Here is a 13,629-nt window from a genome sequence, read left to right as displayed (position 1 = left end):
AAGAGAGACAAGGAATAACCATGACCCAAGCCTTTATTTGCGATGCCATCCGCACCCCTTTTGGTCGCTATGGCGGCGCGCTGTCCAGCATCCGTGCCGATGACCTGGGCGCCATTCCCCTGAAGGCCTTGATGGCCCGCAACCCTGGCGTGGACTGGGCCGCAGTGACCGATGTGATCTATGGCTGCGCCAACCAGGCTGGCGAAGACAACCGCAACGTGGCGCGCATGGCCAGTTTGCTCGCGGGCCTGCCCATCGAAGTGCCCGGCGCCACCGTGAACCGCCTCTGCGGTTCGGGTTTGGACGCGGTCGGCACGGCCGCCCGCGCCATCCGCGCCGGTGAGGCTGGGCTGATGATTGCCGGCGGCGTGGAAAGCATGAGCCGCGCACCCTTTGTCATGCCCAAGGCCGAAAGCGCCTTCAGCCGTGCCAATGCGGTGTATGACACCACCATTGGATGGCGCTTCGTCAACAAGCTGATGAAAGCGCAGTACGGGGTCGATGCCATGCCCGAGACGGCAGAGAACGTCGCCACGGACTACGGCATCGAACGTGAAGCCCAGGACCGCATGGCCTTGGCCAGCCAACTCAAGGCGGTGGCGGCGCAGCAAGCCGGTGTTTTCGATGCCGAAATCACCCCGGTGTCGGTGCCGCAGAAGAAGGGCGACGCGATCATCGTGAGCCAGGACGAGCACCCGCGGTCCACCTCGCTGGAAGCGCTGGCCAAGCTCAAAGGCGTGGTGCGCCCCGACGGCACCGTGACCGCTGGCAATGCCAGCGGTGTCAATGACGGGGCTTGCGCCTTGTTGTTGGCCGACGAGCGTTCGGCCGCCCTGCATGGCCTGACGCCGCGCGCCCGCGTGGTCGGCATGGCCACGGCCGGTGTGGCTCCGCGCATCATGGGCATTGGCCCGGCACCCGCCACGCAAAAAGTCCTGGCCTTGACCGGCCTGAGCTTGGCGCAGATGGATGTGATTGAGCTCAACGAAGCCTTTGCCGCGCAAGGCCTGGCCGTGTTGCGTCAACTGGGCTTGCAAGACGATGACCCTCGCGTCAACCCCAATGGCGGTGCCATCGCTCTGGGCCATCCCTTGGGCGCCAGCGGCGCGCGCTTGGTGACCACGGCGGTCAATCAATTGCACCGCAGCGGTGGCCGCTATGCGCTGTGCACCATGTGCATTGGCGTGGGCCAAGGCATTGCGCTGATCCTCGAGCGCGTTTGACGCTCAATGGCTTGATACCCGGGCTGGCCACCGGCCTCAGTGGCGCCAGCCCGGCAGTTGCCAATTGCGCCACACCGCCAAGCCGCGCAAGCCAGCGGTGAGCAGCACGCAGGCCACCAGCGCGGTGGTCTCGTCGGCTTGGCCGTTGCGCAAGCCCAGGTACAGCCATGCGCCTGCAAACGCGCAGACCGCGTAGGGCCGGTGGTCGTTGAAGGCCTTGGGGATTTCATTGCAGACGATGTCGCGCAGCACCCCGCCAAACACCCCGGTGATCACCCCCATCAAGACCGCAATGAGGCTGGGCATGCCCAGGGCCTGGGCGGTGTCCACACCCACGGCCGTGAACAGGCCCAAGCCGATGGCGTCGGGAATCTGAATGGCCCGCTCGGTGGGCTCAAAGTGGCGCTGACGCATGAACAGCAGGGCGCAGACACTGAGGCCCAAGATGCCCCAGACGTAGTCGCTGTGGCGGATCCAGAAAAAGGGCCGCTGGTCCAGCAGCAGGTCACGCAAGGTGCCGCCGCCAAAGGCGGCCAGAAAAGCCACCACGCAAACGCCCACCGGGTCCAGCCGTTTGCGCGCCCCTTCCAGCACGCCCGAAAGCGCAAAAGCCAGCATGGCGGCAAGTTCGATCAGGTGGCGCAGCAGGGGCGCCCAGGCGTTGAAGGTCTCCATGCGGGGCATTTTGCCAAGTCGTCCCCAACCAGGGCCAAGAGGCCGTTCTTTTGGGGGAGGCTGCGTGCACCGCCTGGGTCAGAGCGTCAGCGTCCAGTGCTCACCGATCAGATCATGGCCAAAGGAGTGATGGGGCTCGCTGGCCACCAGCTCAAACCCAGTGCTTTGGTAGATGTGGCGGGCGCTGCTCAACACGTCGTTGGTCCACAGCTTGAGGGTTTGGTAGCCCCGCTCACGGGCGAAGTCGATGCAGCGCTGCACCAGTTGGCGCCCCAGGCCCAGACCGCGCGCCTCGGCTTCCACGTAGAGCAGTCGGAGCTTGGCCACCGTGGCTGATTCACGCACCACAAACACCGAACCCACCGGGCGCCCCTGCCACTCAGCGATCCAGGCGTTTTCGCCGCTGGCGTCGAAGTTTTGCTGGTACTTGGCCACGATCTCGGCCACCAGGGCTTCGAAACTGGCATCCCAGCCGTACTCGTGGCTGTAGAGCAGGGCTTGGCGGTGCACCACCCAACCCAGGTCGCCCGGGCGCAGACCGCGCAGGTGCAGGGAACCTGCCGGCGCGGGCGGGGCCGCGAGCAAGGTCTGCACGGTTTGCATGGCGTGTTGCAAGTCCTGCCGTTGCAAGGGGGAGAGGGTCTTCAGCCACTGTTGGACCTGCTCACGCGAGCCCCGATCCAGTGGCGCAAACGCAGCCTGTCCACTGGCGCTGAGTTGCAAGTGACTTTGCCTTGCGTCGCTGGGGTCGGGCTCGCGCAGCAGCCAGCCCTGTTGCTCGAACTTCTTGAGCAAGCGGCTCAGGTAGCCTGCGTCCAGCGCCAGCTCGCGCACCAATTGGCTGGCCGTGAGTTCAGCGCCTTGCGCCAGCTCATACAGCAGCCGTGCCTCGGTCAGGGTGAACCCCGTGGCCAGCAAGCCTTCGTCGAGCAGGCCCAATTGGCGGGTGTAGAAGCGGCTGAAGCGGCGCACGCTGTCGATGTCGGCGTGCAATGCGCTGACAGCATCGGTCGAGGATGAGGTGTTCATGTCCTCATGCTGGGCTTTTTATTTGACTCAGTCAAGTAGTTGGGATGGGCTGTGAACCAGCTGCCGCCACCCATCTTGTCTGCAGCCAGGGCGCGCCGCCCTTCATCATGGGCAATCGCTAACATGCTGTCCTCAGCAACAGCTTGAAGGAGCAGCGCATGTCGATCTTCGTGGTGGCCAATCCCAAAGGTGGCGTGGGCAAATCCACGCTGAGCACCCAACTGGCGGGCGCCCTGGCGTCGCAGGGGCATGCGGTGGCCTTGGGGGACCTGGATCGCCAGCAGTCGGCGCATTTGTGGTTGGGGCTGCGTCCTGCGCAAGCAGCGGTGATTGAGGCCTGGAAAGTGGACCCCAGCGCGATAGGGCGCCCTCGCAAAGGCCTTCAGCATGCGGTGTTGGACACGCCTGCCGGCCTGAGTGGCGGGGCGCTGAAAGACGTGCTCAAGCTGGCGGACAAGGTGCTTGTGCCCTTGCAGCCCAGCGTGTTTGACATGTTTGCCACGCGTGATTTTTTGGATCAACTCGCGGGAATGAAGCGCGCGCAGGGCTTGGACATCGCCATCGTCGGGATGCGGGTGGACGAGCGCACGATTGCGGCCGAGCGTCTGCGCGAATTTGTCGACAGCCTGGGTCTGCCTTACCTGACCGGCTTGCGTGACACACAGAACTACGTGCACTTGGCGGCCCAGGGCTTGACCTTGTTCGATGTGGCACCTGCGCGGGTGGAGAAAGACTTGCAGCAGTGGCAGCCCTTGCTGCGTTGGTTGCAGGATTGAGCGCATGGGGGCTGTTGTGGGGGCCCATGTCGCCTGGCCGACATTGCTGTGCGGTGTCCGCCGCTAAAGTTTGCCCATGAAAAAAACCTTCCAAACCCTTTCCGATCTGGCGGCCTGCGTGGGCCAAGAGGTGGCCATCAGCGACTGGGTCACCATCACCCAGGAACAGGTGAACCAATTCGCCGACGCCACCGGGGACCACCAATGGATCCACATCGATGTGGAGCGCGCCCGCAGCGGCCCGTTTGGGGCGCCCATCGCGCACGGTTTCTTGACCTTGTCCCTGGTTCCTCAGTTTTTTGGCTCGACGCTGGAGGTCCTGGAGGCGCGCATGGGGGTCAACTACGGCCTCAACAAGGTGCGCTTCCCGGCGCCTGTGCCCGTGGGCAGCCGCTTGCGGGCCCATTTGCGTTTGCTGGAAGCCAGTCCCATCGACAACCAGGGCTACCAGTTCGCGTGGGAGGTCACGATCGAGCGCGAAGGCGGCAGCAAACCCGTCTGTGTGGCCGAGTCGCTGGCCCGTCAGTATCCCTGAGCTTCCAGCAGCGCTGGCGCCGCTCGCATGGCGTCGCCGCCTGCCGCGGTCAGCCCGCCACGCCGCCTTGAAACTGGTTTTGACGCCAAGCTTCGAACACGGTCACGGCAACAGCGTTGGACAGATTCAGGCTGCGCTGGCCCGCCTGCATGGGCAAGCGCAGGCGCTGCGACAGTGGGAATTGCTCACGCAATTCGGGCGCCAGCCCCCGGGTTTCGGAGCCAAAGACAAAGTAATCGCCGCGCTGGAAACTCAATTCGAAGGCGGAGCGTGAGCCGTGCGTGGTCATCGCGAACAGGCGCTCCGCCGGCGCCTGGCTGGTGTTCAAGAAGGCGTCCCAACTGGCGTGTTTTTGAACTTCGGCGTACTCGTGGTAGTCGAGGCCTGCGCGCCGCATGTAGCGGTCTTCCATCGAAAACCCCAGGGGCTCAATCAGGTGCAAAGTGCACCCTGTGTTGGCTGCCAGCCGGATGACGTTGCCGGTGTTGGGGGGGATCTCGGGTTGAACAAGAACAATGTGAAACATGCCCTATTGTCGGTGCACCCGTTCCACTGTTGGGTCGGGCGTGCGAGCGAAGACGCAGGCATGCACTTCTTGCGCGCCAGCGGCGCGCAAGGCTTGTGCCGCTGCTGCCAGTGACGCGCCGGTGGTCATGACGTCGTCGATCAAGGTCAGGCGAGCGCCCTGGAGGGTGCTCAGGTGCTGTGGGTTGGCCAGCAGGGCGCCGCGCAGGTTGACCTGCCGCTGGCGTTTTGTCAGTTCGCGTTGACTGGGCGTGTGGCGCAGCCGCAGCAAGCCTTCTGTCAGCACTTTGGCGGGCGCCAGTTGCTTGGCCAGCACCAAGGCTTGGTTGTAGCCGCGCTCCTGCAAGCGGGCGGGGGCCAGGGGCATGGGCAGCAGCCAGTCGCTTTGGCTCACGCAGTCTTGCAGCTTGGGGCTTTGTAGCATCAGGGCCGCGAAGGTTCGTGCCCAGCCGGGCTCTTGCTGGAACTTGAACTCCGCAATGCACTGAGTCCAGGGGTAGGCGTAGTCCACGGCGGCGTGGCAGCTGTTCAAGGGGACGGGTTGGAGGAGGCAGACGCCACACACCTGAACGCCTTCGGGGCAGGGCAAGGCACAGCGTCGGCAGCGTGGGCGGGGACCTGCAAAACGCAGCACGCAGGTTTCACACACCCGCTGTGCTGGCCAGGCGCGGCAGATGGCGCACTGACTGGGCAGGCGGGTCATCCAGGCGCTGAAAAGCCGCGACAGCATGGACTCAATATACTCGCCAGCGCATTGAATCGACCGACCATGAACCACCCCTCGCCCCCGACCATCGATCCCCCAGCCGTGCAGCGCCTGGAGCGTTTGCCTCTGGACCAGTCGCCCTGGCTGCACGAAGAGGTGGCTCGCCGCATGGCTGAACGCTTGCAGTGGATCAAATTGCAGCCAGATGCGTGGTTGGACTGGGCCCCCTCCTGGGGCGGCTTGCAAGGCCACGCCAAGTTGCTGGAGCTCTACCCCAAGGCCCGAGCGCATGTGCACGAGCCCGTCCCGGCGCGTGCTGCGAAGGCCCGGCAAACCCACGAACCCGCCTGGTGGCAACCGGCCCGCTGGAGCGGACGAGCGCCTGCGGTTGGCCTGCCCACCGATGGCAGCGTGCAGATGGTCTGGTCCAACATGGCGTTGCATGCGACCGACCGACCGCAAGACTTGATTGGGCAATGGCACAAAGCTTTGGCGGTTGACGGTTTCTTGATGTTTTCCTGTCTCGGACCGGACACCCTGCAGGAGTTGCGCGCGCTGTATGCGCAGGCCGGCTGGCCTGCGCCAGGGCATGTCTTCACGGACATGCATGACTGGGGCGATATGTTGGTCGAGGCGGGCTTTGCCGAGCCCGTCATGGACATGGAGCGTGTGGTGCTGACCTTTGAAAGTCCGGAACGCCTGCTCAAGGAGCTGCGCGAATTGGGACGAAACCTCCACCCTGCGCGTTTTGCGGCGTGCCGCGGGCGCAGTTGGCATGCGCAACTGCTGCACGCGCTGCGCACCAGTCCGGCTTTAACCGAGCCCGCGCCCGGCAGTTTGAGCCTCACGTTCGAGATCATTTACGGTCATGCTTTCAAGCCTGTTCCGCGCATTCGTTTGAGCAGCCAAAGTGCTGTTTCTCTGCAGGAAATGAAGACGGTGTTGCGCCACAACAAAAAGAATTTGCCGCCTGTTTGAGAATTGTCAAACCCGAGCACTGACTCGGTTAAAATTCGCTCGGTTTTCATTCGGGCATATTCCCGCGCATCTGTTTTCCGGGGGCTTGACGCATGTCAAATCCGGTTCTTCGATTCGCCCAAGTCACCGGTCAAGGCATCGACTGGCAACTGCGACGCAACTGCTCTGTAACACCCGCTCAACTGGCTTGGTTTTACGGCTCAATTTGTCTGGTTTCCATGGCGGTGGCCACACTGTGCTGGCACATGGGCGCGCGGCTTGTGATGGTTTTCACGGGCATCGAATTGCTGGCGATTGGTGTAGCGTTCCTCCTGTATGCGCGCCACGCTGCGGACGGTGAGCGAATCAGCCTGCGGGGCGGGCGTTTGCTGGTGGAGTTGGAGCAAGCTGGCCAACTTCAGCGCGTTGAGTTTCTCCGCGAGTGGGTGCGGGTTGAGCCCAAGGTGGGTCATCAGTCCTTGATCGAGTTGTCAGGTCAAGGGCGGACGTTTGAGGTGGGGCGCTTCGTGCGCCCCGAATTGCGTCCGGCCTTGGCCAGCGAAATTCGAAGGGCATTGCGAGCCATGTGATGTCTGACACGGCAGCCCGTCTGCGGTGTGAGGTTTGTTAAATTGAGGCAATGAAGAAGTGAACACGATGAAGAGCATTTCCAACAAGTTGGCTTCGCTGCTGCTGACCGCCGGTGCCTTGCTGGGCTCGGCTGCGCATGCCGTCAGTGATTTGCCCGGCGGCCCAGCGGTGCGACAGCTCAACCTGGCGCCGCCAGCCACCCGGATTGCCGAAGAACAGCATTTCCTGCACTGGATGATGTTGATCATCTGCACGGTGATCTTCGTGGCAGTGTTCAGTGTCATGTTCTATTCCATCCTCAAGCACCGCAAGTCGCTGGGTTACAAGCCCGCGACCTTCCATGAGTCGGTGACGGTGGAAATCATCTGGACCATTGCGCCTTTCGTGATCGTGATCCTGATGGCCCTGCCGGCCACCAAGGTGCTGGTCGCCCAAAAAGACACCACCAACGCTGACCTCACTGTCAAGGCCACGGGTTACCAGTGGAAGTGGGGCTACGACTACATCAAGGGCGAAGGTGAAGGCCTGGCTTTCGTTTCCACGCTGGACGCTTCGCACCGCGCGCTTTCTGACAACGGCGCCAAGGGCGACATTCCTGACAACTACCTCTTGAAGGTGGACAACCCCCTGGTGGTCCCGGTCAACAAGAAGGTGCGCGTGATCACCACCGCCAACGACGTGATCCACGCGTTCATGGTGCCGGCTTTTGGTATCAAGCAGGACGCCATCCCAGGCTTCGTGCGTGACACCTGGTTCCGCGCCGAAAAGGTGGGTGACTTCTACGGCCAGTGCGCCGAGCTGTGCGGTAAAGAACACGCCTACATGCCCATCCACGTGAAGGTGCTGTCGGCTGAAGATTATTCCGCCTGGGTCAATGCTGAAAAGAAGAAGGCAGCGGCCAAGGCTGACGACCCGAGCAAGGTCTGGGCGCTGGATGACCTGAGCAAGCGCGGTGAAAAGGTGTACGCCGCCAATTGCGCCGCCTGCCATCAGCCCAACGGCAAGGGCGCAGGCCCGATCAAGGCACTGGACGGCTCGGCCACGGTGCTGGATGCGGATCATGCTCGCCAGATCGCAGTGCTGCTCAATGGTCAAAACAACGGCACCATGCCTGCTTGGAAGCAGTTGTCGGACACCGACATTGCCGCTGTTGTGACTTACACCAAGAACAGCTGGTCCAACAAGACTGGCCAATTGGTTCAGCCCGCCGAAGTGCTGGCGCTGCGCGGCAAGTAATCCGACGTCGCCTTCCCCCGATTCAGACAAGGAAACACCATGAGTGCAGTTCTCGACCACCACGATCATGCGCACGACGATCATGCCCACGGTCACGCTCCCACGGGCTGGCGTCGTTGGGTCTTTGCGACCAACCACAAAGACATCGGCACCCTGTACCTGCTGTTCAGCTTCACGATGTTGATGATCGGCGGTGTGCTGGCATTGGGCATCCGTGCCGAGTTGTTCCAGCCTGGTTTGCAGCTGATGAACCCTGAGTTGTTCAACCAGCTCACCACCATGCATGGCCTGATCATGGTGTTCGGCGCCATCATGCCGGCCTTTGTGGGCTTTGCGAACTGGATGCTGCCGCTGCAAATTGGCGCGTCCGACATGGCTTTTGCGCGCATGAACAATTTCAGCTTCTGGCTGATGATCCCGGCAGCCATCATGCTGGCGGGCTCGTTCTTCATGCCGGGTGGGGCACCAGCCGCCGGTTGGACGCTTTACGCTCCGCTCACCTTGCAAATGGGCCCCTCCATGGATGCGGGCATTTTCGCCATGCACATCCTGGGTGCTTCTTCGATCATGGGTTCGATCAACATCATTGTCACCATCCTCAACATGCGTGCCCCAGGCATGACCTTGATGAAGATGCCGATGTTCGCCTGGACCTGGCTGATCACGGCCTACCTGCTGATCGCTGTGATGCCCGTGCTGGCCGGTGCCATCACCATGACGCTGACCGATCGCCACTTTGGTACCAGCTTCTTCAACCCTGCTGGTGGTGGTGACCCGGTGATGTACCAACACATCTTCTGGTTCTTCGGTCACCCCGAGGTGTACATCATGATCTTGCCGGCCTTCGGCATCGTTAGCCAGATCGTGCCGGCCTTTGCTCGTAAGAAGCTGTTTGGTTACGCCTCCATGGTGTACGCAACCTCGTCCATCGCCATCCTGTCCTTCATCGTGTGGGCTCACCACATGTTCACGACCGGCATGCCTGTGACTGGCCAGCTGTTCTTCATGTACGCCACGATGCTGATTGCCGTGCCGACCGCCGTGAAGATTTTCAACTGGATCGCCACCATGTGGCAGGGCTCGATGACCTTTGAAACCCCGATGCTGTTTGCGGTGGGCTTCATCTTCGTGTTCACCATGGGCGGTTTCACCGGCCTGATCCTGGCCATGGCCCCGATCGACATCCAGCTGCAAGACACGTACTACGTGGTGGCCCACTTCCACTACGTGTTGGTGGCTGGCTCCTTGTATGCCCTGTTCGCTGGCTATTACTACTGGGCTCCCAAGTGGACCGGCGTGATGTACAACGAAACCCGCGGCAAGATCCACTTCTGGTGGTCCCTGATCGCTTTCAACGTGACCTTCTTCCCGATGCACTTCTTGGGTCTGGCTGGCATGCCACGTCGTTACGCGGACTACCCCATGCAGTTCGCTGACTTCAACGCAGTCGCTTCGGTTGGTGCGTTCGCTTTCGGTCTGGCTCAGGTTTACTTCTTTGTCTTCGTGGTGCTGCCCACCATGATGGGCAAGGGCGAAAAAGCCCCGCAGAAGCCGTGGGAAGCCGCTGAAGGCCTGGAGTGGGAAGTGCCATCGCCGGCGCCTTTCCACACCTTTGAGAACCCGCCCAAGCTGGATGCCACCGCAACCCGCGTGATTGGTTGAACAAGGTCAGACCCGTCATGAACGCTGAACAAAAGAAAAACAACCTGCGCCTGGCCTTGATCCTGGCATCCATTGCAGCCGTCTTCTTTGTCGGGTTCATGGCCAAGATGATTTTGTTGTCCCAACACTGAGCAGGCAATTCTTCATGTCCTTTCGCAGTGAAAACACCCGCATGGTGCGCAAACTGGTCGTTGTGGCGGCCGGTATGTTCGCTTTCGGGTACGCCTTGGTGCCCATGTACCAGGCCATCTGCGAGTTCACGGGCATCAACATCTTGGCTTTGGCCGAGCGTGAAGTGCCCGGTGTCGGCTCTGTCGGTAAGAACGTTCGCCTGCCTGACAACACCCAGGTGGACCTCACCCGCACGATCACGGTGGAATTCGATGCCAATTCCCGTGGCCCTTGGGAGTTCAAGCCTGCTCAGCGATCGGTGCAGGTGCATCCAGGCGAATTGACCACGGTGATGTACGAGTTCCAAAACGTACAAAACCGCCGCATGTCGGCACAAGCCATTCCGAGCTACGCACCCCGTCAGGCAGCAGCGCACTTCAACAAGGTGGAGTGTTTCTGTTTCAACCAGTACACGCTGGAGCCTGGCGAGAAGAAGGAATGGCCCGTGGCCTTTGTGGTGGACCCCAAGCTGTCCAAAGACGTGACGACCATCACCTTGTCCTACACCTTTTTTGAGGTGGGTGGCAAAACCCCACCCGCGCCTGCTGGCGGCACTGCGCAAGCGCCTTTGCAGCCAGAGAAGGTGGGTTCATGAGCGAGCCTTCGTCCATCGCCGCCCGCAAGGGTTCGATTCTGCGGACGGTGAAGGCCGTGGCTTGGTCATTCATTGGCATTCGCAAGAACAGTGACTACCAAGAAGACACGGCCAAGTTGAATATTTTTCACATCATTGCGGTCGGCCTTGTCGGCGCAATGCTGTTCGTCTTGGCCCTGGTGGCCTTGGTGAACTGGGTGGTCCGTTGAGCCGGTTCTAAATCCAAATCAGAGTTTGAGAGAGTCAGGAGCAAAAATGAGTGCGACAACACACGGTGGAACCCCTTACTACTTCGTTCCACACGAGTCCCGCCATCCGGTCATGGCGGCCATTGGCTTGTTCTTTGTGATTCTGGGCGCAGGCCAGTGGATCAACGGTGCTGAATGGGGCATGTACTCCCTGGCCCTGGGCATGGTCTGGTGGTTGGGTGTGTTGTTTCAGTGGTTCCGTGATGCCATCGCCGAGAGCGAAGGGGGCTTGTACAGCCGCAAGATTGACCTGTCTTACCGCTGGAGCATGAGCTGGTTCATCTTCTCCGAGGTGATGTTTTTCGGGGCCTTCTTTGCAGCCTTGTGGTGGGCTCGGGCGCACTCGGTGCCGGCACTTGGCAGTCTGGACAATGCGCTGCTGTGGCCTGATTTCAAGGCCGTGTGGCCCAGCATGGCGGCCGGGGTGACAGCGTCTCCCGCGGGCACCATCGAACCCTTCCAGACCATGACCCCGTTCTGGTTGCCCACCATCAACACCGCTCTGTTGCTGACGTCGGGCGTGACGCTGACCATCGCCCACCACGCATTGCAGGCAGGTGAGCGCAGCAAGACGATCGCCTTCATGTGGATGACGGTGATCTTGGGTGTGATCTTCTTGTTCGTGCAAGGCTATGAATACGCCCACGCATACAGCGACATGAACCTCAAGCTCAGCTCGGGTGTGTATGGCTCCACCTTCTACTTGCTGACGGGTTTCCACGGTTTCCACGTTTTTGTCGGCATGCTGATGCTGTTTTTCATCACCCTGCGCCTGCAAAAGGGCCATTTCACGAAGGATCGCCACTTTGGCTTCGAAGGCGCCGCGTGGTACTGGCACTTTGTGGACGTGGTGTGGTTGGGCCTCTACATCGTGGTGTATTGGTTCTGAGCGTCATCACTCTCAAAAAAAGCGCCGTCAGGCGCTTTTTTTGTTAGTCCGTGCCGGCAAATTGGGGCCACACGCTCTTTGAATCTGGGGCGTTGACGGGCGTACTTCGAAGCCCTCTGTCGTGCTGGGATGTGTTTTATTGGCCTGGGGCAATGCCCGTCGGTTGAATCCAGCCCAATTTCCAACTCACCAAGATACAGATGAACAGCAGGACTGAGAGGCCGACCCGCAAGGCCAAGGCCTTGACCATGGAGCTGCTTTTGTCCGGGTCTTTGGCCGGGCCGCCCTTCATCATGAAAAACAATGCGGAGCCCAGACTCAGCAAGATGGCCGCAAACGCTAGCATGACGAGGTATTTCATGGACTCCATTATCTTGTGAACACCTCTCTTGCGTGGCGCTCTTGGCGCTTTTGGCTCATCACCTTGGCGGCCGGCCTGGCCTTGATGACAACCCTGTCCTTGGGCCGCTGGCAACTGTCGCGGGCAGCCGAAAAAGAAGCATTGCATGCCGCCTTGGAGCAGGAGCGAGCTCGTCCCGAGTTGAGCCAACGCGAATGGTTGCAGGCGGTACGGGATGGGCAGACCTTGTTGCATCGTTCTGTGAACCTGAAGGGCGTGTGGCTGCCCCAGTTCAATGTGTACTTGGACAACCGGCAGATGAAGGGCCGTCCCGGGTTTTTTGTGCTGACGCCCCTGGCCTTGTCGGGGGAGCGGGGTGTGGTGCTCGTGCAGCGGGGCTGGGTGCCGCGTGATTTTGTCGACCGGACCCGTTTGTCTGAGGTGCCGACGCCCCAGGGGGAGGTCATGGTGCGAGCGCGTGTCGCCACCGTGCCCGCGAAGTTGTTGGAGCTGGGGGCAGCCGGTGCGGCCGAGGGGTCTTCCCGTATCCGGCAAAATCTGGACTGGGATGCTTTCCGGCAAGAAACCGGTTTGCCATTGTTGGCGGGGTCGATGGTGCAGATCGATCCCAATGCCGACGGACTTTCTCGAGACTGGTTTGAGCCTGCGACGGGCTCGGAGAAACACTACGGTTACGCTTTTCAATGGTTTGGCCTGGCCGGCCTGATTGCACTTCTTTATGTCTGGTTCCAAATTGTCCGACGCTTCTTCCGCTCCGCAGACCCTGAAGTCCGACCCTGAAGCCCCACTGGGGCTGACGATTCACACCCTGCCGGCGGCCGACCAATTGGCGGCCAACGTGGCGGGGCCACGTACGCGCCTGGGGCGTCTGAAGATGCTGGCGGTGCTGGCGGTCTGTGCTGCGCCCGTGATCGCTTCGTACTTCACCTATTACGTGGTGCGTCCCAGCGGCCAGCGCAGCTTTGGCGAGTTGATCGAGCCGCAGCGCGAGCTGCCCAGCGTGGCGGCGCGCTCGCTGGAGGGGCAATCTGTCCCCTTGCCCAAGCTCAAAGGCCAGTGGCTGTTGATCAGTGTGGCGAGTGGGGCCTGTGAGTCCGTGTGCGAACAGCACCTCTACCTGCAGCGCCAGTTGAGAGAGAGCCTGGGCAAGGACAAAGACCGAATGGACTGGGTTTGGCTGGTCAACGATGAAGCACCGGTCAAAAGCAGCTTGTTGCCCGCGCTGGACCAGGCGACCATTTTGCGAGTGCCTTCCGAAGCGCTTGCGGCTTGGCTGAGCCCCGCCTCGGGGCATCAGATCGCGGACCACCTTTATGTGGTGGACCCGATGGGGCACTGGATGATGCGCTTTCCGGCCCGGCTCGACTTGGCGGGTGCCGCCAAAGCCAAGAAAGACTTGGAACGCCTGATGCGCGCATCGGCCTCCTGGGACGAGGCGGGGCGCTGAGCG

Annotated in this window: 18 protein-coding genes; 13 read left to right on the top strand and 5 right to left on the bottom strand. The window is 61.5% G+C overall.

Annotation, left to right across the window (positions count from 1 at the left end; all coding sequences use genetic code 11):
* The first annotated feature begins 20 nt into the window (after positions 1–20).
* Positions 21–1,223: a 3-oxoadipyl-CoA thiolase gene (gene pcaF / locus PSQ39_RS14830; RefSeq protein WP_273927598.1), complete on the top strand. Its 1,203-nt coding sequence runs from the start codon at positions 21–23 to the stop codon at positions 1,221–1,223.
* Between the two features lie 36 nt (positions 1,224–1,259).
* Here the strand turns inward: pcaF and PSQ39_RS14825 are convergent, their stop codons facing one another.
* Positions 1,260–1,898 carry a trimeric intracellular cation channel family protein gene (locus PSQ39_RS14825; RefSeq protein ID WP_273927597.1) on the bottom strand — a complete coding sequence of 213 codons (639 nt, stop codon included), beginning with the start codon at positions 1,896–1,898 and terminating at the stop codon, positions 1,260–1,262.
* A gap of 78 nt (positions 1,899–1,976) precedes the next feature.
* Positions 1,977–2,927, bottom strand: coding sequence for a bifunctional helix-turn-helix transcriptional regulator/GNAT family N-acetyltransferase (locus PSQ39_RS14820; protein ID WP_273927596.1), 951 nt, complete (start codon positions 2,925–2,927; stop codon positions 1,977–1,979).
* Between the two features lie 158 nt (positions 2,928–3,085).
* Between PSQ39_RS14820 and PSQ39_RS14815 the strand changes: the two genes are divergently transcribed.
* Both PSQ39_RS14815 and PSQ39_RS14810 read left to right on the top strand, forming a co-directional pair.
* On the top strand, positions 3,086–3,703 hold the full coding sequence (locus PSQ39_RS14815; RefSeq protein WP_273927595.1) for a nucleotide-binding protein: 618 nt from the start codon (positions 3,086–3,088) through the stop codon (positions 3,701–3,703).
* Between the two features lie 76 nt (positions 3,704–3,779).
* Entirely contained in the window at positions 3,780–4,238 is a 459-nt protein-coding gene (locus PSQ39_RS14810; protein WP_273927594.1) for a MaoC family dehydratase, read from the top strand.
* A 49-nt stretch (positions 4,239–4,287) separates the two neighbouring features.
* Here PSQ39_RS14810 and trmL read toward each other — a convergent pair whose 3' ends face one another.
* On the bottom strand, positions 4,288–4,764 hold the full coding sequence (gene trmL / locus PSQ39_RS14805) for a tRNA (uridine(34)/cytosine(34)/5-carboxymethylaminomethyluridine(34)-2'-O)-methyltransferase TrmL (RefSeq protein ID WP_273927593.1): 477 nt from the start codon (positions 4,762–4,764) through the stop codon (positions 4,288–4,290).
* A gap of 3 nt (positions 4,765–4,767) precedes the next feature.
* Positions 4,768–5,295 carry a ComF family protein gene (locus tag PSQ39_RS14800; protein WP_337961939.1) on the bottom strand — a complete coding sequence of 176 codons (528 nt, stop codon included), beginning with the start codon at positions 5,293–5,295 and terminating at the stop codon, positions 4,768–4,770.
* Positions 5,296–5,532: 237 nt separating this feature from the next.
* Here PSQ39_RS14800 and PSQ39_RS14795 point away from each other — a divergent pair, with 237 nt between their 5' ends.
* The 8 genes from PSQ39_RS14795 (at position 5,533) to PSQ39_RS14760 (ending at position 11,818) form a co-directional block, all read left to right on the top strand.
* Complete coding sequence (locus tag PSQ39_RS14795; protein ID WP_273927591.1) at positions 5,533–6,447, top strand: biotin synthase; 915 nt, start codon at positions 5,533–5,535, stop codon at positions 6,445–6,447.
* 92 nt (positions 6,448–6,539) lie between these two features.
* Entirely contained in the window at positions 6,540–7,016 is a 477-nt protein-coding gene (locus tag PSQ39_RS14790) for a DUF2244 domain-containing protein (RefSeq protein ID WP_273927590.1), read from the top strand.
* A 67-nt stretch (positions 7,017–7,083) separates the two neighbouring features.
* Positions 7,084–8,253 carry a cytochrome c oxidase subunit II gene (gene coxB / locus PSQ39_RS14785; protein WP_273927589.1) on the top strand — a complete coding sequence of 390 codons (1,170 nt, stop codon included), beginning with the start codon at positions 7,084–7,086 and terminating at the stop codon, positions 8,251–8,253.
* 39 nt (positions 8,254–8,292) lie between these two features.
* Positions 8,293–9,915, top strand: coding sequence for a cytochrome c oxidase subunit I (gene ctaD / locus PSQ39_RS14780; protein ID WP_273927588.1), 1,623 nt, complete (start codon positions 8,293–8,295; stop codon positions 9,913–9,915).
* Positions 9,916–9,932: 17 nt separating this feature from the next.
* On the top strand, positions 9,933–10,046 hold the full coding sequence (locus PSQ39_RS14775; protein ID WP_273927587.1) for a cytochrome oxidase small assembly protein: 114 nt from the start codon (positions 9,933–9,935) through the stop codon (positions 10,044–10,046).
* 14 nt (positions 10,047–10,060) lie between these two features.
* Positions 10,061–10,681 (top strand): cytochrome c oxidase assembly protein, encoded by a 621-nt coding sequence (locus PSQ39_RS14770; protein ID WP_273927586.1) that lies wholly within the window; start codon positions 10,061–10,063, stop codon positions 10,679–10,681.
* Positions 10,678–10,890: a DUF2970 domain-containing protein gene (locus tag PSQ39_RS14765; RefSeq protein ID WP_273927585.1), complete on the top strand. Its 213-nt coding sequence runs from the start codon at positions 10,678–10,680 to the stop codon at positions 10,888–10,890. Before PSQ39_RS14770 ends, PSQ39_RS14765 begins: the two co-directional genes overlap by 4 nt.
* Before the next feature lie 46 nt (positions 10,891–10,936).
* Positions 10,937–11,818 (top strand): cytochrome c oxidase subunit 3, encoded by an 882-nt coding sequence (locus tag PSQ39_RS14760; RefSeq protein ID WP_273927584.1) that lies wholly within the window; start codon positions 10,937–10,939, stop codon positions 11,816–11,818.
* A gap of 136 nt (positions 11,819–11,954) precedes the next feature.
* Here the strand turns inward: PSQ39_RS14760 and PSQ39_RS14755 are convergent, their stop codons facing one another.
* Complete coding sequence (locus tag PSQ39_RS14755; RefSeq protein WP_273927583.1) at positions 11,955–12,179, bottom strand: twin transmembrane helix small protein; 225 nt, start codon at positions 12,177–12,179, stop codon at positions 11,955–11,957.
* Positions 12,180–12,263: 84 nt separating this feature from the next.
* On the opposite strand from PSQ39_RS14755, the gene PSQ39_RS14750 reads away from it, so the two are divergent.
* On the top strand, positions 12,264–12,959 hold the full coding sequence (locus PSQ39_RS14750; protein ID WP_273927720.1) for an SURF1 family protein: 696 nt from the start codon (positions 12,264–12,266) through the stop codon (positions 12,957–12,959).
* Positions 12,898–13,626: a hypothetical protein gene (locus tag PSQ39_RS14745; protein ID WP_273927582.1), complete on the top strand. Its 729-nt coding sequence runs from the start codon at positions 12,898–12,900 to the stop codon at positions 13,624–13,626. Before PSQ39_RS14750 ends, PSQ39_RS14745 begins: the two co-directional genes overlap by 62 nt.
* Positions 13,627–13,629: the final 3 nt, after the last annotated feature.

Source organism: Curvibacter microcysteis (genome assembly GCF_028649455.1).
Classification (GTDB): Bacteria; Pseudomonadota; Gammaproteobacteria; order Burkholderiales; family Burkholderiaceae_C; genus Curvibacter; species Curvibacter microcysteis.
Note: the sequence above shows the minus strand (reverse complement) of the source record. Positions and strands in the feature narration are given on the sequence as shown.

What these genes read in the sequence shown, in the direction of transcription:
- pcaF (WP_273927598.1), top strand. Translation starts at nt 21, where the DNA reads ATGACCCAAGCCTTTATTTGCGATGCCATCCGCACCCCTTTTGGTCGC.
- PSQ39_RS14825 (WP_273927597.1), bottom strand. Translation starts at nt 1,898, where the DNA reads ATGGAGACCTTCAACGCCTGGGCGCCCCTGCTGCGCCACCTGATCGAA.
- PSQ39_RS14820 (WP_273927596.1), bottom strand. Translation starts at nt 2,927, where the DNA reads ATGAACACCTCATCCTCGACCGATGCTGTCAGCGCATTGCACGCCGAC.
- PSQ39_RS14815 (WP_273927595.1), top strand. Translation starts at nt 3,086, where the DNA reads ATGTCGATCTTCGTGGTGGCCAATCCCAAAGGTGGCGTGGGCAAATCC.
- PSQ39_RS14810 (WP_273927594.1), top strand. Translation starts at nt 3,780, where the DNA reads ATGAAAAAAACCTTCCAAACCCTTTCCGATCTGGCGGCCTGCGTGGGC.
- trmL (WP_273927593.1), bottom strand. Translation starts at nt 4,764, where the DNA reads ATGTTTCACATTGTTCTTGTTCAACCCGAGATCCCCCCCAACACCGGC.
- PSQ39_RS14795 (WP_273927591.1), top strand. Translation starts at nt 5,533, where the DNA reads ATGAACCACCCCTCGCCCCCGACCATCGATCCCCCAGCCGTGCAGCGC.
- PSQ39_RS14790 (WP_273927590.1), top strand. Translation starts at nt 6,540, where the DNA reads ATGTCAAATCCGGTTCTTCGATTCGCCCAAGTCACCGGTCAAGGCATC.
- coxB (WP_273927589.1), top strand. Translation starts at nt 7,084, where the DNA reads ATGAAGAGCATTTCCAACAAGTTGGCTTCGCTGCTGCTGACCGCCGGT.
- ctaD (WP_273927588.1), top strand. Translation starts at nt 8,293, where the DNA reads ATGAGTGCAGTTCTCGACCACCACGATCATGCGCACGACGATCATGCC.
- PSQ39_RS14775 (WP_273927587.1), top strand. Translation starts at nt 9,933, where the DNA reads ATGAACGCTGAACAAAAGAAAAACAACCTGCGCCTGGCCTTGATCCTG.
- PSQ39_RS14770 (WP_273927586.1), top strand. Translation starts at nt 10,061, where the DNA reads ATGTCCTTTCGCAGTGAAAACACCCGCATGGTGCGCAAACTGGTCGTT.
- PSQ39_RS14765 (WP_273927585.1), top strand. Translation starts at nt 10,678, where the DNA reads ATGAGCGAGCCTTCGTCCATCGCCGCCCGCAAGGGTTCGATTCTGCGG.
- PSQ39_RS14760 (WP_273927584.1), top strand. Translation starts at nt 10,937, where the DNA reads ATGAGTGCGACAACACACGGTGGAACCCCTTACTACTTCGTTCCACAC.
- PSQ39_RS14755 (WP_273927583.1), bottom strand. Translation starts at nt 12,179, where the DNA reads ATGAAATACCTCGTCATGCTAGCGTTTGCGGCCATCTTGCTGAGTCTG.
- PSQ39_RS14750 (WP_273927720.1), top strand. Translation starts at nt 12,264, where the DNA reads ATGACAACCCTGTCCTTGGGCCGCTGGCAACTGTCGCGGGCAGCCGAA.
- PSQ39_RS14745 (WP_273927582.1), top strand. Translation starts at nt 12,898, where the DNA reads ATGTCTGGTTCCAAATTGTCCGACGCTTCTTCCGCTCCGCAGACCCTG.